At 39.3% G+C, this 24,579-nt stretch carries 24 protein-coding genes; 11 read left to right on the top strand and 13 right to left on the bottom strand.

The annotated features are described in order from the left end of the window. From ABJH98_RS02040 to ABJH98_RS02025, 4 genes are all read left to right on the top strand, one after another. Positions 1-393, top strand: coding sequence for a hotdog domain-containing protein (locus ABJH98_RS02040; protein ID WP_348305946.1), 393 nt, complete (start codon positions 1-3; stop codon positions 391-393). A gap of 93 nt (positions 394-486) precedes the next feature. Beyond that, the gene (locus ABJH98_RS02035; RefSeq protein ID WP_348305945.1) at positions 487-1,344 is read left to right on the top strand and encodes an AraC family transcriptional regulator; all 858 of its coding nucleotides are present in this window, start codon (positions 487-489) and stop codon (positions 1,342-1,344) included. Between the two features lie 88 nt (positions 1,345-1,432). Next, on the top strand, positions 1,433-1,819 hold the full coding sequence (locus tag ABJH98_RS02030) for a DUF5367 family protein (protein ID WP_348305944.1): 387 nt from the start codon (positions 1,433-1,435) through the stop codon (positions 1,817-1,819). A gap of 110 nt (positions 1,820-1,929) precedes the next feature. Then, positions 1,930-2,772 carry an NmrA family NAD(P)-binding protein gene (locus ABJH98_RS02025; RefSeq protein ID WP_348305943.1) on the top strand — a complete coding sequence of 281 codons (843 nt, stop codon included), beginning with the start codon at positions 1,930-1,932 and terminating at the stop codon, positions 2,770-2,772. 161 nt (positions 2,773-2,933) lie between these two features. Here ABJH98_RS02025 and ABJH98_RS02020 read toward each other — a convergent pair whose 3' ends face one another. Then, the gene (locus tag ABJH98_RS02020) at positions 2,934-3,509 is read right to left on the bottom strand and encodes a PhnA domain-containing protein (RefSeq protein WP_348305942.1); all 576 of its coding nucleotides are present in this window, start codon (positions 3,507-3,509) and stop codon (positions 2,934-2,936) included. A gap of 6 nt (positions 3,510-3,515) precedes the next feature. Next, a complete protein-coding gene (locus ABJH98_RS02015) occupies positions 3,516-4,583 on the bottom strand; it encodes a VOC family protein (RefSeq protein WP_348305941.1) in 1,068 nt (355 codons plus the stop codon). A gap of 189 nt (positions 4,584-4,772) precedes the next feature. Here ABJH98_RS02015 and ABJH98_RS02010 point away from each other — a divergent pair, with 189 nt between their 5' ends. Together ABJH98_RS02010 and ABJH98_RS02005 are read left to right on the top strand one after the other, a co-directional pair. Further along, positions 4,773-5,138 (top strand): hypothetical protein, encoded by a 366-nt coding sequence (locus ABJH98_RS02010; protein WP_348305940.1) that lies wholly within the window; start codon positions 4,773-4,775, stop codon positions 5,136-5,138. A 65-nt stretch (positions 5,139-5,203) separates the two neighbouring features. Beyond that, positions 5,204-5,809 carry a hypothetical protein gene (locus ABJH98_RS02005; protein WP_348305939.1) on the top strand — a complete coding sequence of 202 codons (606 nt, stop codon included), beginning with the start codon at positions 5,204-5,206 and terminating at the stop codon, positions 5,807-5,809. A 59-nt stretch (positions 5,810-5,868) separates the two neighbouring features. Here the strand turns inward: ABJH98_RS02005 and ABJH98_RS02000 are convergent, their stop codons facing one another. Both ABJH98_RS02000 and ABJH98_RS01995 read right to left on the bottom strand, forming a co-directional pair. Then, positions 5,869-7,164, bottom strand: coding sequence for a hypothetical protein (locus ABJH98_RS02000; protein ID WP_348305938.1), 1,296 nt, complete (start codon positions 7,162-7,164; stop codon positions 5,869-5,871). A gap of 12 nt (positions 7,165-7,176) precedes the next feature. Next, entirely contained in the window at positions 7,177-7,713 is a 537-nt protein-coding gene (locus ABJH98_RS01995; protein WP_348305937.1) for a YceI family protein, read from the bottom strand. A 267-nt stretch (positions 7,714-7,980) separates the two neighbouring features. On the opposite strand from ABJH98_RS01995, the gene ABJH98_RS01990 reads away from it, so the two are divergent. Beyond that, complete coding sequence (locus ABJH98_RS01990; protein ID WP_348305936.1) at positions 7,981-9,888, top strand: peptidase M61; 1,908 nt, start codon at positions 7,981-7,983, stop codon at positions 9,886-9,888. A gap of 45 nt (positions 9,889-9,933) precedes the next feature. Here ABJH98_RS01990 and ABJH98_RS01985 read toward each other — a convergent pair whose 3' ends face one another. Then, complete coding sequence (locus tag ABJH98_RS01985; RefSeq protein WP_348305935.1) at positions 9,934-11,517, bottom strand: OmpA family protein; 1,584 nt, start codon at positions 11,515-11,517, stop codon at positions 9,934-9,936. A gap of 29 nt (positions 11,518-11,546) precedes the next feature. Then, positions 11,547-12,863, bottom strand: a complete 1,317-nt coding sequence (locus ABJH98_RS01980; RefSeq protein ID WP_348305934.1) for a serine hydrolase — start codon at positions 12,861-12,863, stop codon at positions 11,547-11,549. A 165-nt stretch (positions 12,864-13,028) separates the two neighbouring features. On the opposite strand from ABJH98_RS01980, the gene rpsT reads away from it, so the two are divergent. The 3 genes from rpsT (at position 13,029) to ABJH98_RS01965 (ending at position 14,675) form a co-directional block, all read left to right on the top strand. Continuing rightward, on the top strand, positions 13,029-13,280 hold the full coding sequence (rpsT, locus tag ABJH98_RS01975; protein ID WP_348305933.1) for a 30S ribosomal protein S20: 252 nt from the start codon (positions 13,029-13,031) through the stop codon (positions 13,278-13,280). Positions 13,281-13,398: 118 nt separating this feature from the next. After that, positions 13,399-14,094: a DNA repair protein RadC gene (radC, locus tag ABJH98_RS01970; protein WP_348305932.1), complete on the top strand. Its 696-nt coding sequence runs from the start codon at positions 13,399-13,401 to the stop codon at positions 14,092-14,094. Further along, positions 14,094-14,675, top strand: a complete 582-nt coding sequence (locus ABJH98_RS01965; protein ID WP_348305931.1) for a DUF1684 domain-containing protein — start codon at positions 14,094-14,096, stop codon at positions 14,673-14,675. Before radC ends, ABJH98_RS01965 begins: the two co-directional genes overlap by 1 nt. A gap of 1 nt (position 14,676) precedes the next feature. Here the strand turns inward: ABJH98_RS01965 and hutI are convergent, their stop codons facing one another. From hutI to ABJH98_RS01930, 7 genes are all read right to left on the bottom strand, one after another. Further along, entirely contained in the window at positions 14,677-15,912 is a 1,236-nt protein-coding gene (gene hutI, locus ABJH98_RS01960; protein ID WP_348305930.1) for an imidazolonepropionase, read from the bottom strand. 18 nt (positions 15,913-15,930) lie between these two features. Then, positions 15,931-18,621, bottom strand: a complete 2,691-nt coding sequence (locus ABJH98_RS01955; RefSeq protein ID WP_348305929.1) for a hypothetical protein — start codon at positions 18,619-18,621, stop codon at positions 15,931-15,933. Between the two features lie 4 nt (positions 18,622-18,625). Continuing rightward, positions 18,626-18,913: an Asp-tRNA(Asn)/Glu-tRNA(Gln) amidotransferase subunit GatC gene (gatC, locus tag ABJH98_RS01950; RefSeq protein ID WP_348305928.1), complete on the bottom strand. Its 288-nt coding sequence runs from the start codon at positions 18,911-18,913 to the stop codon at positions 18,626-18,628. A 125-nt stretch (positions 18,914-19,038) separates the two neighbouring features. Beyond that, positions 19,039-20,088, bottom strand: coding sequence for an arsenosugar biosynthesis radical SAM (seleno)protein ArsS (gene arsS, locus ABJH98_RS01945; RefSeq protein WP_348306221.1), 1,050 nt, complete (start codon positions 20,086-20,088; stop codon positions 19,039-19,041). A 145-nt stretch (positions 20,089-20,233) separates the two neighbouring features. Then, positions 20,234-20,569, bottom strand: a complete 336-nt coding sequence (locus tag ABJH98_RS01940; protein ID WP_348305927.1) for an arsenosugar biosynthesis-associated peroxidase-like protein — start codon at positions 20,567-20,569, stop codon at positions 20,234-20,236. A gap of 737 nt (positions 20,570-21,306) precedes the next feature. Continuing rightward, on the bottom strand, positions 21,307-21,888 hold the full coding sequence (locus ABJH98_RS01935) for a hypothetical protein (RefSeq protein ID WP_348305926.1): 582 nt from the start codon (positions 21,886-21,888) through the stop codon (positions 21,307-21,309). 43 nt (positions 21,889-21,931) lie between these two features. Further along, positions 21,932-22,447: a DUF4924 family protein gene (locus ABJH98_RS01930; RefSeq protein ID WP_348305925.1), complete on the bottom strand. Its 516-nt coding sequence runs from the start codon at positions 22,445-22,447 to the stop codon at positions 21,932-21,934. Between the two features lie 298 nt (positions 22,448-22,745). Here ABJH98_RS01930 and lepA point away from each other — a divergent pair, with 298 nt between their 5' ends. After that, the gene (gene lepA, locus ABJH98_RS01925; RefSeq protein WP_348305924.1) at positions 22,746-24,533 is read left to right on the top strand and encodes a translation elongation factor 4; all 1,788 of its coding nucleotides are present in this window, start codon (positions 22,746-22,748) and stop codon (positions 24,531-24,533) included. Positions 24,534-24,579: the final 46 nt, after the last annotated feature.

The raw sequence follows: 24,579 nt of genomic DNA, 5'->3' as shown, positions 1-24,579 counted from the left end.
ATGAAATTTCATACAAGAAAATGGGTTAAACCCGAAGACTTAAATCCGAATGAAACCTTATTTGGAGGTAAGTTATTGGCTTGGATAGATGAAGAGGCGGCATTATATGGAGCTATTCAGTTAGAAAATAAAAAGGTGGTCACCAAGTTCATGTCGGAGATCAATTTTCTAAGTTCAGCTCGTCAGGGTGATATTGTTGAGATTGGCATCGAACCTACTAAGTTTGGTCGAACTTCTCTGGAATTGAATTGTGAAGTCAGAAATAAAATGACAAGAGAAACCATAATCACAGTAGATAGGATTGTTCTGGTTAATATTGGTGATGATGGAAAACCAGCTCCGCATGGCAAAATAAAAGTTGAGTATGTGAAGGACCGATTGAGTAAAAACTAAGAATAAATCTTCCTGTAGCCGATAGTGTATGGTTAGTAGTTTTATTCTGCTTACAACTGTCGGTTCATAGATGAAATAGAAATAGCAGATCAAATGACGAGGGACATCATCGATATCAACGACTTTACTATTCTGGTAGAAGAAGGCAGTTCGGATGTTCCAACAGTAGATTCTTGTCTTTTTGATGAGCCAGTTATTGCAGTAGCTTGCTATGGCGCCGGCAATGTGGATCTTTCAGTGAAGTTTGGGGAGAAGCATAAGCAATTCAATCACACCAAAGGCTTGGCTCTATCTTTTTATGCGGATGATCAAGTGGAATTTGTCCATACGGTTTCTGCTGCTAAACCGTTAGCGTGTATTGTTATTGCTACTTCAGTAAGAAATTTGGATAAGCTTCCTGCTATGGAGGGGGAACTCTTCGGAGAAATGCTTCATCAACTCGTTCACCCGAAAGATCATTATGTAGAAGGGCCTAGTTTTTTCATGAGTCCTGAAATGCAATCTATTGTTGATCAAGTGTTTCATTCAAAATATGAAGGGAAAGCAAAAATGATGTTTTTTAGAAGTCAAATGACTTCGCTATTGGCACATTTTTTTGGTCAACTTTCTGTCATGCCTGAAGATAGTATCCCTCAGGATGAACGTGAAAAACTACAACTAGCTAAAGAGATTCTATCCAAAAATTTAGAAAGACCCCCTTCGCTTTCAGAGCTTTCTAAAGAAATTGGATTAAATACATTCAAATTAAAAAAGAAATTCAAGGAGTTGTTTGGTGTTCCTGTTTTCAAGTACTTGCAAAATGAGCGATTGACTAAAGCTCATGATTTAATCCGTAACCAAAACGCAACCATTCAAGAGGCCGCTTGGCAGGTCGGGTATGATAGCTTGGGTTCCTTCTCTAATGCTTTTTCGAAGAAATTTGGGTTTAGACCAAGTGCCATAAAAGGATAATACTTTTAGAATAAATCTTGATTCTTTTCTGATAAATGATCCCATATATTAGGTAGCAGTTTTGTGTCATCACTAAATGTTAAAAGAGATGAACACATTAAAATCAATCTTAATTGGAGCCCTTATATGGGCTGTTGGAGCTAGTGCCTATACCGCTTCTTATTTTAATACAATCCTTGAAAACCCGGAGATGCAGGCCAATATCATTTTGGCTATTACTCTGATTCCGGTTGCATGGTTTGGTGCCAGCTTGTATTTCAAAAAGGAGAGTAATAAATATGGTATTCAGGTAGCAATAAGCATGGTCATTACCGCTGTTTTGCTTGATGCGTTGATAACTGTGCCGTTTTTGGTCATGCCTTACGGCGGAACTTATTACAGCTTTTTTACATCACCTGCTTTTTGGCTTATCGCCGTAGAGTATCTAATGATAATAGCCATATATCCAAGCTTTAAATCCAATCGATCAAAATAGAAGTATTGGCACAAATCAGTTTCAATGAAGAAAAACTGTCGTCATTACTTTCAGCAATTATGCAATCAAAAATCTTAAAAATTTTAATAACCTTTTAAAATATTATAATCATGAAAAGTAACATATTAATTATTGGTGGAACTGGTAAGACCGGTAGAAAAGTAGTTCAAAAGCTTCAAAAACTTAATTATGAAGTAAGAATTGGATCACGTAGTGCAAGTCCAGCATTTGATTGGAACAATCCTGGTACCTGGGAAGGAGCCATGGATGGAATTGAAAAAATGTATGTGACATTCCAACCTGATCTAGCAGTGCCAGGTGCATTGGATACTATAGAAGCCCTAACGAGACAAGCTTTGAAGAGTGGTGTTAGGAAAATCGTTCTTTTGTCAGGAAAAGGAGAGCGCGAAGCAGAATTGTGTGAACAAGTGATCATGCATTCAGGGATGGATTTTACGATCGTCAGAGCTAGTTGGTTCAATCAGAATTTTAGCGAAAGTTTCTTTTTGGATCCGATTATTGCGGGTCATGTAGCTCTTCCAAAAGCTGAGGCTAAAGTACCTTACGTCGATACTGAGGACATTGCTGATGTTGTGGTCGAGGCATTGTTAGAAGAAAGACACAATGGTCAAATGTATGAATTAACAGGTCCTCGACTTTTGACATTCAAAGACGTGATTGCCGAAATAGCTGCTGCTACAGGCAGAGATATCGAGTTTACACCAATTTCTTTGGACGCGTATGTCAAAATGCTTGAGGAAGTAAATGTTCCGGCTGATTACATTTGGCTAATCAACTACTTATTTGCTGAAGTATTGGACGCCAAAGGTAACGATGTCATTTCTAATGACATTGAAAAAATATTAGGAAGGAAGTCGAAAGACTTCTCAGAGTATGTCCAAGAGACCGTTCAATCTGGTGTATGGAATGCTCAGACGACTAAAAGTGCGTGATAAAAGTCAGACAGGCTGTTTATGAGAATGAGCAGCCTGCTTTTTTGATGTATAGGTATTTAGTGATATATCTAAATCAACCCATGGATGAATCAAAAAAGAAAACAACATTAACTCAAGAATTGATTGCGGTAGAATAGTAGTTCTAGTTATTGGATGCGCTACTTCTTGACAAATTTTGTTAAAATAACAATGTGCTGGCCATTGACTTTTCCTTCAATATGTTCTGCGTTATCATGTGTGAGTGTAATGTTTCTTACCGCTGTACCTCGCTTGGCAGTGAAGTTGGCACCTTTCACATTGAGATCTTTGATGAGCACCACGCTATCACCAGCTTCTAGTATAGCACCATTACTATCCTTGTGTATAATCTTATCACTTTCTTCTTCATCTTCTCCAGTCGCTTTTGCCCAATTCAAAGTCTCATCTTCCAGATAAAGCATATCCAACAAATCCTGGGGCCACCCTTCCCCTCTGAGTCGAGTTAGCATGCGCCAGGCCAATACTTGTACAGCTGCGTTTTCGTTCCACATGCTATCATTGAGACAACGCCAGTGGTTTGAATCCATTTGATCTGGATTTTCAATTTGAGTCTGGCAAATACTGCACAGATAGGCGCATTCATTTGCAGATTCTCCAGATTTTGGAGCAACTATATAGACTGATAGGTCCTCTGTTGAAGAGCAAAGCTCACATTTGGATTCACTTCGCTGCTCTAGGTCTTTAATTAAACTCATAATTTATTAGTCGAATTTTTTTCTCTTGGTGATAGCCATGGCTTTTAGAATAAAACTAGGTAGAGGCTTGTGTGGATCTCTATTTTTGAGTTTGATACTCCAGTTTATTTTCTTAATCAATGGTACTTTATGCGTTTCTACGAATTCTACCAGCGTACCATCATTGTCTTCAATATATCCCCAGTGTCCATTGGCATCTCCCATGTCAAAGTGCTCTGAACTCAATACCTGAAAAGGATAACCTTTTGCTTTACATTCATCAACAAGGGCATTCATATTTCTAATGTCAAAGCAAAGGTGAATAAATCCCACATCTCCCCAGAATCGCCCTTCAAAGAGTTTTTTTGGTGTGCGATCTAGTGATTGAATGAGTTCGATCTGTCCATCACCAAGTAACGGGTAGAATCCCCCCGTTCTATCCTTTTTATGGGTGAGTAGGATTCGTCTGAATTTACCATCTCCACCATTGAGGCCTTTAAGGTCTTCGAAAGTGCCTGACTCGTCGTAGATCACCTGATCATAGCCTAGAATATCGGCATATAACTTTAAAGACTGGTCAATATCAGATACTCCCAAGGTGGCACCACAAATACCACCTACGTCAAACTTAGATTTTTTCAGCCAGGAGTCGAATTCCTTGATTTGAAGGATATTGTCCCAAGGGTCTTTGATATAGAATCCCTTCGACCCATCAGGTTCTTCATTTATGTCTGTGCAAATGACAACTCCCTTGGTTTTTAACCGATCGTAGCTTTTTTGAATATCTTGAGATTTGATTTTGGCTATATTAATACCTAAATCACCAAGGAAAACGGGTTCTTCTATGGTTAAAGGTGTTCGGCCTGTATGCTGCCAGATCTCATATCCACTACCTCCTTGTGCATTCATGGCAAGGATGGCTCTTTTTGGTCGAGGCTCACCACCCATGTACTGGGCCATAAAGGTGGCTTCATTGTCGTCATCAAAAATGCACAAATCTGCACCTAATATCTTGGCATACCATTCAAATCCTTTCTCAGCATCATCTACACCAACACCTACTTGCTGAATTCCATAAATTAGTTTTCCATCCATGCGCTTTGCATTATTCATTCACAAAAAAAGAAGATGCAAATTAGGCAAAATTTCTTTTTAGAAGAGACTTGTTGTGCCTCAAACTGTGTATTAATTCGATTCTATTCTAACCGAATAACTATTGTCTTTTCAAAATCCCTTGAGCATGACTATATTTAAATCAACAAATCTAACCTTATCTAACTTGACATGGCAGGTGTAACTAAAATTGAAATTGAGGATAAAACCATCATATTTACCGATTTGGCAAATTTGACTCCAGAGGAGGGGCCAGAAGTGATGGACGAAGCTGCTAGAGTTATTTCACAGTATGCTCCAAAATCAGTGATGTCTTTGGTTGACATGACTGATATGAGATTTAATAAGGTGGTAATTGCAAAAGTGACGGAAATCGCTAGAATGAATGAACCGTATGTAAAAGTAACAGCCATAGTCGGATTAAACTCAGTGGCTAAACTCATTGCCAAATCTGTTATTAAGTTGACCGGCAGGAATACCGTTTTATTTAATGAAATTGAAGAAGCGAAAAATTGGTTGATCGATGAAAGCAATTGATCAAGTGCATGTGCTAGTTGTTAATAGAATATGGTCATTATTGGAATTTTTTAAATAAGGATTAATTGATAAGAAGAATATTATTGATTTCGTTTGGATTGGGTTGGGTCTTAAATGTGAGCGGGCAGGAGGATAATGGTGGGAGCAGCTATGTGGTCAAATCCATTGGTATTGTGATCGAGGGCAAGACAAATGTCAATAAATTTAGTTGTAAACTAAAGAAGTATGTTTCCAATGATACCCTAAAGATTAATGGGATTTGGAATGGGAAATCTGTGGAGTTTGATGGATTATACTTACAAGTTCCTGTAGATGGGTTTAACTGTGGGTTACCACCTATGACCGCTGATTTTAGGAATTTGCTTAAATCAGAACAATATCCTCAACTCTCAATGGAGATACGTGAGATTTATCTTCCTCCGTTACCCAACTTGAGTGCTTTGGAAAATATGACTGCCAATACGATGCTAACCATAGCTGGAGAAAAACAGACAGAGGAGATTTATGACAGTTACTTAAATGAAGTAGGTAATGAATTGATTCTTGGGGGAAAACATGAATTGAATATGCGAGCGTATCAGATTGAGCCACCAAGTAAATTCTTTGGTACTATAGTCGTTCAGGAGCAATTGGACATCGAATTTGAAGTGATGCTTCAGCTAGTAGAATAAAAAAAGCGAATACATTGGTATTCGCTTTTTGATTATAATTCAGCGGTAATAATTACTTATTAGAAACTAATGGCTGCTTCGATCACGAAGCCTTTGAATTCAGCACCTTGAAATTGTGCGTTACCTTCATAACCTTCACCACCGTAAGTTTGATTTACGTATTCGAGTTTGGTGACTACATTTTTAGTAAGGAACCATCCGCCTCCGAAATTGAATCTTTTGATTTCTAAATCTGGTGCTCCATCAACAGTATTTCCTTTGACCATGTTGTAACGACCACCAAGATAGAATTGCTCATTTTGTCCTAATCGGTAGATGGCTTCTCCTGCTACTTGAGTCATAGACCCTTCACCGTCACCACCTCCACTTGCTATTTCATATATGCCGAAGAACTCGAGCCCTTTGTATTTTACAAAAGGGTTGAATTGAATGGCGGTAATTTCAGAGTATCTGGCATTGAATCTACCACCGAAGTCACTTGAAGAAACAATAGGTGCGCCACTGTTAGGGTCTGTTTCGCCTGTGAAGTAATCTGTAACTTTATAGTATCTAGACCCTGCTCTGTCCCCACCATAAAGGTAAGTACCAGTGGTAGCCCCTTTGTTGATATACCAAGAGCCAGTTAGACGGAATCTTAGATCATCGTTGATTTGGTTGTCATACCCGAGTTTACCAAAGAAAGATAGTTTGTTGTCCGTGTTGTCATTGACCGTCACGTTTTGATTCAACTTGCCATTAGTCACACCAAGTACTCCAATTAGACCATTTTTTTGAAGGTTGACTTCAAAGAATGCTTCTGTAGAGAAGGCATCCATGATGTAGTTGCCTACAAATGGATTGTAAGTAGCACGCCCGTTATCTGTTCTTCTAAAGTGAGCATCGCCATAGTTGAACTCATCCATACCCACTCTGATAGTGGCTACTTCCATAAATCCAGAGAGAAATCCGTCACTTACAAAGTTCAAGTTGTCCATTTGAAGGTATCCGCCTTTTACCCATGCTTCTTCATGGTGTCTGGCAGACAGGTAGGTTCTTAAGTGCATTCTTAGCCCATCTTCCAATTGCACATCTAGATTTAAGTTGGCTGTAGGTAGATTTAAGTTAGAGCCAAGTTCTGTCATATTATCAGCATCATTAGACTGGTTGATGCTTTGAAACTGCATCGCAAAGTCGCCGCCTACTTTTACTTTTAATCCATCGTATACTACTGTATCAGTTTTGGAAGTTTCAAAGACGTTTAGTCCCGGCTGTCCGTCCGGTCGATAGTATTGTATCGGTGTTTGAGCAAATACTGGAGTCATCCAGAGCATTGTTAATATAAAAACAATGAAATTTAAATTTTGAGATGTTTTCATGATTGAAATAGTTTAATTTTTTGTAAGAGTAAAATTGAATTGAATAGTTATATCGTCCCCGGTTTTAATGGTGCCGAATACTGCTGTAGGTGGGGTGATGTCGTAATCGGTCATTTTAATTTTTACTTTTCCATCGACTGTTATCATTGATTCTTGATTAATGTCTAGGTCAATTGGAATTTCATTTGATTTTCCTGCTATCGTCAGCTTTCCTGTTCCTACAAGCTTATTTCCTTGTATTCTTAGCTGACTTGATTCAAATTTGATTTCAGGGTAATCATCTTCCTTTAAAGCCTTGTAGGTATTACTGTCCATGCCAGATTTTCCACTTTTTATGGACTTTACAATGGCTGAAAACTGTATGTCACTGATTTGATCCCCATTCAAATTGGCTTCTACAGTGAAATTTTCTACTGTTGATTCCCAGTCGTGCACAGAAGATGTTCCTTGTATTTCCATCTTGCTAGCACTTTTGTCGAATTTTAAGGGTTGAGCTTTAATTAAAAAAGCGCAACAACTTATGATGATTATGGTCAAAATATATTTCATGATTGCTTGTTTTTCGAACTAATAATTATCCTTTGGCAATAAGCAAATCAAGCGTGCAATCGCTAGATACGAACAGTAGTGGGTCAGACTGAAACATGATTAATATCAGTTTTTCATGCTTCCAAAATGATATAATATCAGTTGTTCTAGTGTAGCCATTTGACCAATCATGTAATAAAAAAGCTTGTCTGTGTACTTATGATAGGTGATGATGAAAATCAGACGTTATCTTAACAGTGGTAACTTAAAAACTCAAAATAAACTCAGATGAAAAAACTATACACAAGTGTATTAGCAATGGCCATTTGCCTAGTAGCGCAAGCGCTACCAGATGGTCAATATGAATATGTATTAGACCTCACCATTGTCAAAGATGATAAGGTACAGGTGATATTAACTCCACCAAAGATTACAGAATCGGAGACCACGTTTTATATGCCTAAAATAATTCCAGGCACTTATTCTGTGTCAGATTATGGTAGATTTGTGGAAGATTTCAAAGCGCTCGATAAGAAAGGTAAGGAACTGAAAGTAGAAAAAACTTCAGTGAACTCATGGAAAATTTATAAGGCCAATAAGTTGAGTAAAGTGACTTATTGGGTGAAGGATTCTTATGACAATGATGTCGAAGGTCCTGGCGTATTCGAACCTGCTGGTACGAACATAGAAGAAGGAAAAAACTTTGTGATTAACTCCGCAGGATTTTTTGGGTACTTTGAAAATATGACGCGAATGCCATTCAAATTTAATGTGGTACGCGATCCCAAAATGTATGGATCTACTGGATTAATTGCATTGAGTACTGGAAGGCCGATGGACACCAGCCTGGATTTGAGTGAGATCGAATTAACGAAGAGTGAAGCTTCTGTAGATACCTATCTCACAGAAAGTTATGACCATCTAGTGGACAATCCTTTGATGTATTGCGAACCTGATACTAGTATCATAAAAGTAGCTGGAGCAGAGGTTCTAATTTCAACTTATTCGCCAGGCCAGGTAGTCAAATCTGAAGAAGTGAAAGGAGCCATTGAAAAAATACTCATGGCCCAAAAGGAATATTTAGGAGGTGAATTGCCTGTAGATAAATATGCCTTCATTTGTTATTTCACAGAACGACCAGTCAGAGCAGTAGGGGCGTTGGAGCATTCTTACTCTTCACTTTACTCGATGAGAAATCAACCCATCCAATCTATGATTGGTATGTTTAATCGATTTGCCGCCCATGAATTCTTTCATATTGTAACGCCATTGAATATCCATTCACAAGAGATTCATCAGTTCGATTTTAACGAGCCCAAGATGTCTAAGCACCTTTGGCTTTATGAAGGAATCACGGAGTTTTTTGCTGGTAACGTGCAGGTGAAATATGATATCATTACCCAAGAACAATACTTTCAGGCGCTACAAGGCAAAATGAATAATGCTTCTTATAGATTCAATGATTCTTTGGCGTTCACTGACCTCAGTAAATATACTTTGAATAAATATTCTGATCAATATGGAAATGTATATGAAAAAGGAGCTTTGATCGGGATGTGTTTAGATCTTAAATTGAGAAGCTTGTCGGATGGTGAATATGGTGTTCAAAATATGATGTTTGATTTGGCAGAAAAGTATGGTAAAGACCAGGCCTTTGACGACGAAGAGCTTTTTGATATTATCACTGAGATGACTTATCCAGAAATCAGAGCATTTTTCACTACTTATGTAGAAGGCACAACTCCACTGCCTTATGATGAGTTTTTAGAATTGGCTGGGGTAGACTATAAAGCCTCGGAAACAAGAAAGGAAATCAATATGGGTATACCGCAAGGTACCATCGGATATAATCCAGAAACCAGCCGCATTTATTTAACGAATGTAGAGGGCTTAAATGAGTTTGGAAAATCCTTTGGATTAAAAAATGGCGATGTATTAGTGGGTATTAACGGAAATGAGATACCTTTGACTGGTATCATGGCATTCTTGCAAGGTGTGAAAGAAGGAATGGAAGTGGGAGCTGAGATGACTTATACCGTGATGAGGCAAGGAGAAGACGGTTCAGAATCTAAGATTGATTTGACCGCAGAGATTGTAGAAGTAGATGTAGAGTACAGTCATATACTCTCGTTGAATGAAGAGCCTACCGAATCACAATTGGCCGTCAGAAATGGCTGGCTAACCAAAAACGAATAACCTCAATTTACCATAAGCATCAAACTTTACAGTTTGGTGCTTTTTTTATTTCTTCGTTTTATGAACGGTAAATTCAACTCGCCGATTTAGTTTTCGAGTTTCGATGCTAGCATTGCTAGCTATAGGCTTGGTTCCCCCATATCCTTTGCCAGATATTCTTTTTTTGCTTACCCCTTGAGAAATTAAGTATTGCATAACGGTTTGCACACGTTCCTCACTCAATTCCACATTCAAGGACGATTTGCCTTGATTGTCCGTGTGGCCTGATAAGAATATTGAAAAATCAGAATTGTACTTCATCATCTCTACCACCAAGTTGAGTTCTTTCTCTGAGCCTTGAATTAGATTGGCAGTTCCTTGTTCGAAAAGTACATGGTCTAATGTCACCGTATTGCCTTCTATAATAGGTTCAAGGCTAAAAGCTAAAGGCTCATTTTCAAATAAAGCCGCATCGGTTAGGACTAGTTCGGCTGATAGGTATCGAAAGGCTTTCACCTTTACTTTGTAGTTGTTGCCTTCATCTACAGTCACATTAAATGCGCCCTGAGAGTTAGTCAGCGTTTTAAATTCCTTATTAGTGGGTTCGGTAGTGATAATTACCTCAGCACCTATGATATGCTGATTGCTTTTCTTATCCAGCACGGTTCCGCTTATGGCAATGATCTTTTCTTCGGATGTAATGTCTATGACCTCAGCTGTATCCGCAATTATTTCAATAGGCGTTATATCGGGCATGATTTTTACTTTTTTCAAATCTCCATACCCATCACTATTTTGAGTGCTTGATAAATAGCCGTATTCGTCATTCAATAAAAATGTAAAGGATTGCTCTCTTCCTTTGGAGTTAATTTTTGCTCCGAGATTGACCGGTGTACTCCATTTTTGCCAAGTGTCGTCGAGTCGTGTTGACATAAAAATGTCGAAGCTACCGAATCCTTCGTGGCCATTCGATGCAAAAAAGAGTGTTTTGTTATCTGCAGCAAGAAAAGGCGTGATTTCCTGATTTTGCGTGTTTATAGTTGATCCAAGATTCTTAGGGCTGGTCCACGATCCGTCACTTTTCATGCGAGAGATATAAATATCTTCTACGCCATAATTTCCAAAGGATTCCATACCAAACAGCAAGTGTCTGCCATCGGCAGAAATACTGGCTCCCAGTGTTTGGGATTTTGAGTTGAGGTAAGGGATTTCAAAAGGTTTGGGTTGTGACCACTGTCCGTTGTTGAGATGCGCAATGGCCAATTGATTGCCATTACTGATCACCATAGCATTGCCCTGATTCAAAAAACCAATGATCGAATTGGATTTAGTAGTGTTCACTGTTTTCAAATTATAGGCAGGCGTCCAGTTTCCATCTTTATTCTTTTCACTCACCCAGATATCTCCATTGTCCTTTTTGCCACCAAGGTTTTCGGGGTGATTGTTTCTTGTGAAGTATAGCAGCTGGCCATCTGGACTCAATACCACATTGATTTCATCTGAAGTGCTATTGACAACAGAGTCCAAGGATATTTGTTGTGAATAGATTTCAATTTGTCCAAACGTGTTGAAACTAGTTAAAATTGAAAGGAAAAATAGTGCTCTTTTGATATTCATACTGTTGGTTGATGCCGTAAGCAAATGTGCCATGCTTACAGATTAATTGCAACTTGTAATTTTCATTCTTTTTTATCTTCAATCAAATCATATACCAAATCATGAATTCGTGGCCGAATGTTTAGTTGATAGATTTTTCTATTCGTTCTGGTTGGGTACACTCTATTGGCTAAGAAAATGAATAACAATTGATTGTCAGGATCAGCCCAAACTAAAGTGCCCGTATAGCCAGAATGCCCATAGCTGTTTGAACTAGCAAGTTTAGCTACACTTGTTTTGATGCTGTCGTATTCGATCAGTGGTTTATCAAAACCAAGACCTCTCCGGTTCTCGAATTCACAATATTGACATCTTGTAAATTCAGCAATCGTTTCTGATCGTAAATACTGAACCCCATCGTAGGCACCTCCATTCAGCAACATTTGATAAACCTTGGCCAAATCGTAGGCATTACTGAATAAACCAGCATTGCCAGAAATCCCCAACATCACGGCAGCTCCTTCATCATGTACGACCCCATGGAGTTTGCTCATTCGGAAAAAAGTATCTACCTCCGAAGGCACAATTTGATTCAAACTGAACTTTCTCAGGGGATCGAATCCCAAGCTCTCTGCCCCCAAAGGAGTGTAAAAATTTTCATTCAAAAACTCTTCATAGGAGGAGCCTGAGAGCCTTTCTATCAAATCTGGAAAAAGATAAAATGCCAATCCTGAATAGACATAAGCTTCATTTTCATACAAATCCGATTTTTTGATCATTTTATAAATCCTATCTTCTTTAAAGTCCTTGTAAAGAAAAAGGTCTGATCCTGGTATTCGATTTGGATATTTTGCTGAAGAATCTGTGGATATTGTCTTACGTCTGTATTTGCCACTTTTTCGTTGGGATTCTGAATAGTAAGGAATCCAATTTTTCAAGCGAGACTGATGGGCTAATACTTTTCTAATTGTTAAATCCGATTTATTGGATTTAGCTAAGTATGGAAAATAGTAACCAAGAGTTTGGTCTAAGTCAAATTTACCATCTTCATATAGCTTCATGAGGGCAAGGGTAGAAGCTGTAATCTTTGTGATCGATGCCAAGTCATACAAATCGGAGTTTCTAACTTTCTGGATGCTGTCGTAAGTATGATAACCGAACGACTCATAATAGAATATTTGACCTTCTTTGGCTAGTAAAATTTGACAGCCTGGGAATGCTCCTGAGTCGAGAGCCTCAGTAATGATTGAATCTATTCCAGCATAAAGTTGAGCAGAATCTATTTTGCAAATCGTCGGAGAGGCATAAGCAAGAGTATCTTTTTTGGCTTGTTGCGCCTGGAGTTGGACACAGCTAATCACAGATGAAAGGGCGAAAAAAAGGAATTTATTTATGCTCATAAATATTAAGCCACTGTTTGGTATACTTTAACTGGCATAATTAAGTTAAAACGGGCTTTTTTACCCACAAAATGCATTCTTAATTTATTTAGCAGATAGTGTTTGTATTTATACATAATAGCTCTAAATTTGCAGTCCTAAAAAAAGAATATAACATTTTAGAGAATGGCGAATCATAAATCGGCTTTAAAGAGAATAAGATCAAGCGAGGCTAAAAGGCTAAGAAACAGGTATCAGCACAAAACAACTAGAACTTTCATCAAGAGATTGAAGGATTCTTCTAACAAGGCTGAAGCTGAAGAACTATTGAAAAAAGTAGTAGGGATGATCGATAAGTTGGCTAAGAACAACATCATCCACAAAAACAAAGCATCTAACCAAAAGTCAAAACTGACTAAGTTAGTAGCTTCTCTATAAGCCAGAGTCTCTTACGAAAATATAGATCGCTCCCTTTTTCAAGGGAGCTTTTTTTGTTTAAGCCCTTCTCGTTTTAGTTGGTTTTCCCTACTTTCGGTATAGCACAAACAGAATCTCTATGTACAGTTCAGATAATCTGTCCATCAAGCAATGGGCAGAGGAAGACAGGCCTAGAGAAAAATTAATTATTAAAGGTAAATCGTCGCTCTCAGAAGCAGAGCTGATCGCGATTTTGATTGGATCAGGGACTCCAAAAATATCAGCAGTGGACTTGGCCAAAACCATTTTAGCAGCAACAGGAAACGATTTGAATGAATTGGCTAAACTTTCTTTGGCTGATCTGAAAAAATTTAATGGTATAGGTGAGGCCAAGGCCATTTCGATTATTAGCGCTTTGGAACTTGGGCGCCGACGGAAAGAAACCGAGTTTGTTAAAAAACCGAAAGTACAATCTTCATCAGATGCCTATCATTTCCTTAAACCTCATTTGATGGATTTGGATCATGAGCAGTTTTGGGTGTTGTATCTGAATCGAGCCAATCAAATACTGAAACCTGAAATGGTCAGCGCCGGTGGTGTGTCTGGTACTGTAGTAGATGCAAAATTAGTCTTCAAAAAGGCTTTGGAGGTGTTAGCTTCTAGTGTCATTTTAGCTCATAATCACCCTTCAGGCAATCTTCAGCCAAGTACACAGGATATTCAATTGACTAAAAAGTTGAAAGCTGCGGGTCAAACATTAGATATTCCAGTCTTAGATCATATTATTTTCACAGATGACGGTTATTTTAGCTTCGCAGATGAATCTATGATGTGATGAAAAATATTTTATGCCTTTGGGCTTTCTTGATTGTGTGGGCCTGTGAGTCAAAGCAATCTTCGCGGTCTTATGAAGAATATATTTCCAATCACCGGGAAGAAACACATGAATTCATGAATAATGACGAGGATTCGCCTTTTGTTGGAGCAGACTCGACCGTTACTTTGAATTATTTTCCAGCTAATGAAAAGTTCAAAGTGATCGCTGATATAGAACGAATAGAAAACGGAGGCCAATTGACGTTAGCGACATCAGATGGAGTGCCTAGAGTATATGACAAACACGCCTTCCTAAAATTCAAAATCAATGATCAACCACAAGAATTGTTGGTGCTGAAAGGAGAAGATAATGGAGGTTTGTTTTTGGCTTTTTCTGATCTGACCAACGATAAAACTACCTATGGAGGCGGGAGATACATTAATCTTAATTTCTCTGATCAAGCCGAAAAGATCACACTAGATTTTAATCTGGCTTACAACCCTTACTGCGAATACAATGAAGTGTATTCTTGCCCATTGCCGCCGTTGGAAAACTATTTGAAAATGGCCATTCCAGCGGGGGAAAAGTTATACAAGTGATTCAACCAACCACTCTTACTCCACCCTTCCAAACCCCATCGGGCTTGATTTTGCCTTGCTGATAAAAGATCTCGCGATGGTCACTCACTGGGAATGAAATCAAATCTGCCAAATGCCCCGCTTTGATTCTTCCTCGATCTGACAAGTTCAAAGCCTTGGCTGCTCTATAGGTAATGCCAGCGATACACTCGGGGATAGAAAGCTTCTCAAAGGCACCCATCAATGCGGTTTGGATCAATAAGTCACCCATAGGGGCTGAGCCTGGATTCCAGTCGGTAGCTATGGCCAAACAGCAGCCCGCATCCAGTAACTTCCTGGCTGGTGAGTAATGCATGCCCAATCCCAATGAAGCACCTGGTAATACGGTGGCAACGGTTTCCGAATTAGCCAATAACTGAACATTCTCATCAGAAGTTGCTTCTAGGTGGTCAGCACTCAGTGCGCCTGCTTCCACTGCTACTTGTGTGCCTCCTGAAGTAAACTGGTCCGCATGAACCGTAATTTCAAAACCGGCTTCTTTAGCTTTTGCCAAGTATTTAGCTGAAAGATCGGTGTCAAAGGCACCATCTTCGGTAAAGATGTCGATTCGGTTGGTCAGGTTTTGCTCTTTCAGTTGTGGAAATAGATTTTCTACTATATGGTCCAAATAAGTTGCATGATCGTCAAATTCTTTAGGACAGACATGTGCTGCCAGACAGGTTGAGATCAAATCAGCGGGCACCAGACTGTTAGCAGATTGAATAGCCTTTAGCATTTTGATTTCTTCTTCTACAGAAAGGCCATAGCCGCTTTTTACCTCTATCGTTGTTACTCCTTCTTCCAGGTGTCTTTTGGCACGCATTTTCACCAAGTCCGTGAGATCTGATTCTGAAGCAGCTCTGGTTTTATTCACGGAGTCATGTATGCCGCCGCCATTTTTTAAGATTTCCTGATAGGTTTTACCAGCTACTCGCTGCGCATAATCTCCAGCTCTTGACCCACCAAAACAAATGTGAGTATGGCTATCAATTAAGCCAGCCATGAGAATGTGATCACCTTTAATTAAATCGACCTGATCTGCTTTGCTTTTTAAGTTTTTGAATGCTCCAACCTCAATGATTTGACTGTCTTCAATCAATACTCCACCTTTTGGAATCACGCCAAGAGCATCTTCAGCCAATGCTCCTTTCATCGGAGCTTCTGACATAGTAATAATTTCTTTGAATGGGCCGATGAGTCGTTTACTAGGTTGTTTCATGGGTAGTTGTTTTGGGTATCACCAATCTTGATCCAATTGTGCTTGCGCTTTGTCTTTTTTGGCTTCAAATGCTACTTCGTAGGCCTCATAGTCTTCTCTAGGTAGAATGTCAATCAACTTAATCAATCCATCTTCGGCGAAATCTATCAAGCCATTATTCAAACAATGATCAATATAATTTTTAATTAAAATTTCAGAATACTCATTGACAGTAATTGCTTCATGCAAAATCCTGTAAGCCATTTCGTCTTCCTCATTCTCCTGAAAATATTGGGCAGCAGCCAAAACACCTCTTTCGAAAAATGGATTGTCTAATCCTAGTCTTTCATACAGCAATCTTTGATCAGCACCGGAATCATTAGCCCGAGCTAAAAGTTGCTGCTCTCTGTCAAACGAATAATCTTCCCATGTGACTTGATTTTTTTGCATCACATCAAAAAGTTTTGTCCATTCGGCAGCTAGTGCTGGATTGATGGAGTCGTTGGCGATGCTTTCCTTGCTTAATAAAAATAAGGCCAGTGACTGATCTCCCATGCGGTGATACGCCTGCGCCAAATCAGCAGAAACGTTGGGGTAATAAGCCTCTCTTGATGCTTCCAGATATTTTGACCCTTGTATTGGGGCTTCCAGTTCTAAACACCATTTGCCTAAAAGCGCATTCCATTTTCCAGATTCATCTTCGTACACTTCTTTGAGTTGATAGATCAGCTCGATGGCCTTGGAGACCTTTCCGTTTTGATAAAGATTAAAAGCTTTAACCATGGTTATTTCCTTCCTAAAGGCTGCATTTTCAGGTGCTTCCAAATACGGATCGATCAACTGTAGGAATTCAGGTAATTTGTTGGAATAACAGTAAAGTCCCAGGTTCTTCAAGTAGCTGAAAGTAAATAAGTTAAGCACGATGTTTTGTGGTTGAGTCACAAAAGATAATTTCGATGTATCGGAACTGATCAGCTGATTCGCAAGTGCATTGCTTTGTAGATCAAATCTTTCTAAATCTGTTTTGTTTTCATCCAATAACTTCAACCCATGCATGCTGGCAACGGCATTTCGGTTGGCATCTACCACGGATTGTTTCCAAGAACCTGGAGTGCTATTTTCTAAGTAGTAGAGTGCCGAATCCAAGACATTGGTTTTATTGTAGAGCAGTGCAATGTTGTTCTGAATTGCCCAGTGATCTGGAAATGCTTTTAACCCATCCTGGTAAGTAAATAACGCATCAAAAAACCGACTGGAATTTTCATATTCTTTACCTAGACTGGCATAAGCATATGGGGTAGGTTTTTGTTTGATGGCATTTTTCGAATAGATCAGACGCTTCAAAGGATCCTTTTCCAATAGCGCCAATTGAAAATTGCCATGATGATTGTTGGTGTTTTTTGTTACACTCTCTTTGTAGTAATGTTGAGCAACAGTTTCGTTGTCTAAAGTTAAATTCAAATCCCCTAAGCCATTGTAATATCCTGCTACTCCCTGATAGAAGCTACCATAATGGGCTCTGAAGAAAAGTGCAGCTACTACGATCAATCCTGCTATCCTGGCTGAGATATAAGGGAAGTTATCTTCTACGTACGCAAACTGATGAACGGGTAAATTCTGTTTCAGCTGTGTGATAAAATTAAAAATGATGTACAGAAAAAACATTAATCCAAACCCGAAGTGGCTATACAAAATCAGGTTCTCCATCGATGTAATGAAGGCATCATTAGCATGAAATGCTTGAAAGCCTAAAGTAATAAACGTAATGAGCCCCAAGCCAAGGTATAAAAAAGCCGTATATGGATAGTAGGGTAAGATTCTTGAATAACGATTCTCTCTGGACCTGATCCCCCAAATACCCAATATGGTGGAGATGGCTAGTAGTAAAAACTCATTGATATAAAAGATATCCCAATCCAAATAATCGATCTTGAATAGGTATAATACAATTAAATTCAAAAGATACGCTACACTCAGCACGATGAAATGGGTGGTGTTATTGGACGAATTCTTTGAGTACGGCGTGGTCAAGGACAATATCGCATAGATGATTTCATGTCCGATGATGAGGATAAAAACCAAACAAATCAAAGCAGCAGGCAAGTAGGAAAATCTTGCTAGAAAAAGCAGCGGACTTTCATACGTACTGCCAAAATAGATCAATCCAAACACTAGTGTCATTAAACCAGAGAAGGCTAAAAACCTCTTGCCCATTCCAATATTTTCATTGATGGAATTGAAGTAATAGGAGACCGGAAGAAAAAGCATTAGCACAACGATAATGGCCGTCTGATTGTATAAATCAAAGAATCCTACATTACTAATGCCGCTCAGCACTACTAATAAAATCCATAAACCAACGCCGATATAGTACCAGAATTTTTCCAGGTAAGTAGAGATGGTCAGGCAGCCCATCAAACAGGCGTACAAAAGCACAAGATAGCTATAGGTATAAGTAGTAGGTAAAGTTTTCGATCCGCCAAATACCTTTTGGAAGATCAAAGGCAAATCTGTATTGATCGTGCTTTCAATAAATTCGGAATGGTTGGAGAAGACTGGATAGGAAATGTTTTCTAAATACCCTGTTAATTTCCAATAGTAGAATGGACTGAGATCTCCCCATTGGATAGCTAGGAAAGTAGCAATGAATGCAAAAAGGAGAAAAATTAATGTTTTAAAAACGAGTTTGAATGAAGATTCCCATTCATTCCAGAAAGCCAGTTTATTCATAAGATTACTTGAGTACCTTAGGTACAATAAAATGGCCTTGATCACTTTCAGGAGCATTTTTCAATGCCTCATCTCCTGAGAAAAAATTATCGGCTTTATCTTCTCTTAGGTGAATCGGTTCCTCGTTTACATTGCCGAGTGGCTCCACATTAGTGGTGTCTACTTCTTCTAGTTTTTCTACCCAATCCAAGATGTCTCCCAGGTCTTCACTCATCTTTTCTTGTTCTTTTTCAGTGAGTTCAAGTCTCGATAAGTGTGCTAGTTTTTGAACAGTTTTTTTATCTATTGCCATTTGATTTTGCTATAAGCCTCAAATTTAACAAAAGATGTGTGTTGGTTGACTAGTCCTAAGAACAAAAAGGCATCTACTAATGATAAACAACGCGAACAACTACCTATGTCGTTTTATCAATTCCACTACGTGGTGGCTCCTCCACAGCTTGAGCCAGCACCTGCCGTACAGCCATAGCAGTGATTGTTTAAGATAATCGTTCGTTGGGTCAAGGCCTGAACATCAAAATCTCTGATATGATTTGGCGCGCCATGATTCAATTTCAGATCAAGCATTTGATTGAAGTCACAATCGAACAAGTAGCCATCCCAACCGATAGAAATGGTGTTTCTGCACATCACACCTTCTACAGCAGATGGGTTGAAGGCATCGATCAGTTTCTGCATGTAATCCTCATAGTTTTCTGAGGCCACCAGATAATCCAAAAATCTTGAGATGGGTAAATTTGTGATCGCATAAAGCTCATTAAAATCAATATCGAAATCGCCTTTCAGCTTTCGTTTAAAATCTGCTTCTAGTCCACCTTGATCGGCCGGCAGAAAAGCACCCGACGGATTGTAAACCAAGTTTAGTTTCAATTTTGAATCAGGTAAACCATAACCAACGCTGTTCAGCATTTTGAGTGCTTCGATTGACTTTTCGAAAACACCATCACCACGCTGAGCATCAGTTCTGCGAGCAGAGAAGTGAGGGAGGGAAGAAACTACTTCCACTTCATGTTTCTTAAAAAATTCTGGAAGGTCGTTGTACTTCTTGTTGGCCAGTATGATGGTCAAGTTGCAGCGCACTATGATGTGTTTGCCACGTTTGGAAAGTTCTTCCACAAACCAGCGAAAATCAGGATTCATCTCTGGTGCCCCTCCCGTGAGATCAATGGTCGAGATATCTGATCGATCCAATGCATCGAGGCAAAGCTGCATGGTACCCTTGGTCATGATTTCTTTGCGATCTGGCCCAGCATCCACATGACAGTGTTTACAAACCTGATTACACATTTTACCCAAGTTCACCTGAAAGATGTCAATCCCTGTGGGCTTAAATGGAATGTTGTCCAATCCATCCAACCGATCTGAAAAACTGACCTGATCCAAATCTTCCAGAATGGCCAATTGCTTGTCCGTATGACTTAGCAGGTGGTCCTGGCCTTGTAATGATATTTTACGCTCTTTCAGCATTGATTTTATTCTGTTTCTAATGTCGTCATTGCCCGATTTATTCGGGTAATCTCTTTCGTCTAGCAGGATGTCTGGGAATTCACCACTTTTTTCTGTCAGATTACCCAAATGCTCCCTATGGTTGCCTCGTGTAATGACGGGTGAATTACATAGTTAAGTCATCAATTTTATTCATCATCTGCACGCCATGCACCAACAACGCCCCACTTTTGATAGCCGCCGCCACATGAATTGCCTCCATCATTTGCGTCTCGTCGGCGCCTTTCTCTAGCGAATCAGATGTATAGGCATCGATACAGTACGGGCACTGAACCGCATGCGAAACAGCTAAGGCGATCAATGACTTTTCTCTTTGTGTTAATGCGCCTTCTTTAAACACATCTCCGTAGTAATCGAAGAATTTTTTTCCGAGCTCAGGCTGTAATTTACTGATATCGCCAAATTTTTTGAGATCCTTAGGATCGTAGTATGTCTTATCCATGTATGTATTGGTTATGAGTAGGTAGGTGAAATTATAATTCTCGAATTAAATTCTTGAATTTAAAATTTCTATCCCAATAACCACAGCAGAGTGGAAATAATTCCATTATTCTTTTTTTTTGCTCTTAGGTCAGAAAGTCATCCTGTAGCCTGCGGAGGGATCTCGTTAGCTTTAAGCAGGCTGCTAGTAACTGAGGTGATTTTTCCAATAATCCGACATCCGTTGAATGCTTTGCGAAATGATAAAAAATGATAACGTCACTCAGAGTCACCTGAAAGGGACTCTGAGTTTTCGTTCATTAGTCCTCAGAGTTCTCTAACGAGTAACTCTGAAGGTGTGAAATAATTCCTGCAAATCAGTTAAAAGTCATTCCGCAACGAAGTGGAGGAATGACACGAAGTAAAACCGTCATTCTCTGAAGCGACAAGGGAGCTGTCAGGGAATCTGTCGGCGGGTAACGCTGCGCTACCCTTACAGTCTGCTCTCTACGAGGGATTACCCGAGCTTACGTCGGGTAATGACGGGTATGAAATGAGTTTCTTTAGAGTTTTTGTCTCCTCTCAGAGTCACCTGATAAGGGACTCTGAGTTTGTCGTGACTAGTTCTTCAGAGTTCTCTAGAGAGTAACTCTGAAGGAAGAAAAAGACAAAACACGTCATTGCCCGGCGTCAGTCCGGGCGATCTGTTTGATTCAGGCAGGCTGAGGTGTAACTGCGGCTCTTTTCGTAAATAAATCGCTATCTCAAATTGCGAAATGCTTCCTCTACTTCAATTCTCAATTCTTCATTCTCTGGATGTTCATAGTATTCATTGAACAACTCAACAAACTCTGGATTATCACGATAGAAAACTTGAACGATGAGATTTGAAGGTGTTAGGTATACAGTATAGCCAATAATGAGAATTAGCACCATTCTTACTAAGGAAAAATGATTTAGAGCGCTCTTTTTGTTTCTGAAGTTCTTTATTAATAGGACTAGGCTAGCTGCAAGAATTCCACGAGTTCCAATAGTTAGCATTTCTACTGCTCCAGGTAAAATCAATAGTTTGAACATAATTCCAATTATTACAATTGATAGTCCAAAGCCAACAAAAATTGTCCCGATGATGCGCTTCTTAGAAATTCCCTCATAAGATGATTTCTTAAACATTCGTTTAATTGGAACTCCGAGGAAATAAGGAAGTGTAAAAACATAATATAGGATTGCTAGAAAATTTAGTGACAGAGCCAGAATTTCGGCAGAAAAAGGGACTAACATTATTTGTCCAAGTAAACCAATTGCGAAAGTGATAAATAATACTTGTTCGATTTTTTTCATGATTACAAATAGATTACAAAATAGGAATAAGTTCTTGATTATCTTAATTCGCCCCCTTCATCTCCTCGTACTTAAAGCTTAATAGCGAAAGCAAATCCCCAAAACGATCTACCATCGTCTGGTCTTCAGGTTCGATGTTGCGTTCAGCGATTTTGAGGAGGAGGAAGCCATAGATGCCATTGAGGCAGATTTGGATTTCGTCGCGGATCGCGCCTTTGGCGTGGCTCATGTTGTTTTCTATGAATGGCAAAGCTTTTTGGTATACGCCGTAGTAGTCTTCATCATCAGCTTTGAGTTGGTCATGCATTTTGCTCAGCGTTTTGACCAGTTCATTCACTTCCTCTAGGTGGCCTTTTTCTTCGATCCCCTGATCTTTCATTTTTTGCATGAATTCCTCATAGTGGTTCACTTCTGCCAGTTTTTCCTTGTCTGAGATTGGGAAGAAATTAATCACCTGAGTACCAAATTTTTCCAGATCAAAATGATAAGCCCGCATCAGGTCTTCTTTGCGATAAATGGAGATGATGTACTCAGAAATATTGTTGGATTGCTCGGTCATAACGGCCTTATCGTATTTATTAAAAACTAAATTTAATTGTCATTTCGACCAGAGGGAGAAATCTCATTAACCTGCCATTTGTAAATAAGATTTCTCCTGCCGTCGAAATGACAAAATAGGAAAATAACTAATTGTCATTATCGCTCAGGTTCGTGTCCTCACGAACCTTGCATGATGTTGTCTCGTGAAGACACGAGCCAATGCATCAAATTGTAATTCAAAAACAGATTTCGATCTTTGAATTATCATGCAAATCTGAACTAAACTTTATCTATTTTTGCATTCGTTTTTGAAAAAAATGGAGAATATAAGAAACTTTTGCATTATTGCACACATTGATCACGGCAAGAGCACCTTGGCGGATCGATTATTACAGCAAACTGGGACTGTGTCTGGTAGAGACATGCAGGAGCAGTTGCTTGATGATATGGATCTGGAGCGCGAGCGAGGCATTACGATCAAAAGTCACGCTATTCAGATGGCATATAACCATGAAGGCAAGGACTACACCCTCAATTTGATCGATACCCCTGGTCATGTAGATTTTTCTTACGAAGTTTCTCGTTCTATTGCGGCCTGCGAAGGCGCATTATTGATCGTGGATGCCTCTCAAGGTATCGAAGCACAGACCATTTCCAATCTTTATTTGGCATTGGAACATGATTTGGAAATCATTCCAGTCTTAAACAAAATTGACCTTCCAGGCGCTATGCCTGATGAAGTGGCAGATCAGATCATAGATTTGATTGGATGTGAAAAAGAAGACATTATTCACGCCAGCGGAAAAACTGGGGTCGGAGTAGATGATATTTTGGAAGCCATTGTCAATCGAGTACCTGCGCCAAAAGGTAACGTAGACGAGCCGCTACAGGCCATGATTTTTGACTCAACATTCAACTCGTTCAGAGGAATCGAAGTTATCTTCCGGGTATTTAATGGGTCGATCAAAAAAGGAGATAAAGTAAAATTTGTGGCGACTGGCAAAACGTATGATGCCGACGAGATTGGTATCTTAGGTTTGCAGCAAAAGCCACAAAAAGAAATCTCGGCTGGAAATGTGGGTTACCTCATTTCTGGAATCAAAGTAGCGAAAGAAGTGAAAGTTGGAGATACGATCACACATGTAAATCGACCAACTCAGCAAATGATCAAAGGTTTCGAAGATGTGAAGCCGATGGTATTTGCGGGCATTTATCCAGTGGAGACTACTGATTACGAAGAGCTTCGAGCATCGATGGAGAAGTTACAGCTCAACGATGCTTCCTTGATTTGGGAGCCAGAGACCTCTGCTGCCCTAGGATTTGGGTTTAGATGTGGGTTCTTAGGCATGTTGCACATGGAGATCATCCAGGAGCGACTGGAACGTGAATTCGACATGACGGTGATTACTACCGTACCTTCCGTACAATTCAAGGCAAAAATGACAGATGGTTCGGAAACTTTCATCAACGCACCATCTGAGATGCCTGATCCTAGTAGAATCAAAGAGATTGAAGAGCCTTACATCAAGGCGCAGATTATAAGTAAGGCTGATTACGTTGGTCCGATTATATCGCTATGTATGGACAAAAGAGGAACCATTCAGAATCAGGTGTATCTAACTTCAGAGCGTGTAGAGTTGACTTTCGATATTCCATTGTCGGAGATTGTTTTTGACTTCTTTGATAAGCTGAAAACTATTTCCAGAGGCTATGCTTCCTTAGATTATGAGTTGACAGGCTTGAGACCATCAAAACTGGTAAAATTGGATATCATGTTGAACGGAGAGCCGGTGGATGCATTATCTGCGATTGTACACAGAGACAAGGCTTATGAATGGGGCAAACGATTGTGTGAAAAGTTGAAAGAGTTGATCCCTAGGCAGATGTTTGAGATTCCAATTCAGGCGTCAATAGGAACCAAAATTATATCAAGAGAGACTGTAAAGGCCATGCGTAAGAATGTATTGGCCAAATGTTATGGTGGTGATATTTCGCGTAAGCGTAAATTGCTGGACAAGCAGAAAAAAGGTAAGAAACGTATGCGTCAGGTGGGTAATGTAGAGATTCCTCAGGATGCATTTATGGCAGTATTGAAATTGGATTAAAGTCAAAATTCCTCATTGACCCAAAAGCAAACAGGAAAAACTAGAT

The sequence above is a fragment of the Reichenbachiella sp. genome (genome assembly GCF_039969095.1).
Taxonomy (GTDB): Bacteria; Bacteroidota; Bacteroidia; order Cytophagales; family Cyclobacteriaceae; genus Reichenbachiella.
The sequence above is the reverse complement of the archived record's forward strand: the minus strand, read 5'-3'. Positions and strand labels throughout refer to the sequence as shown.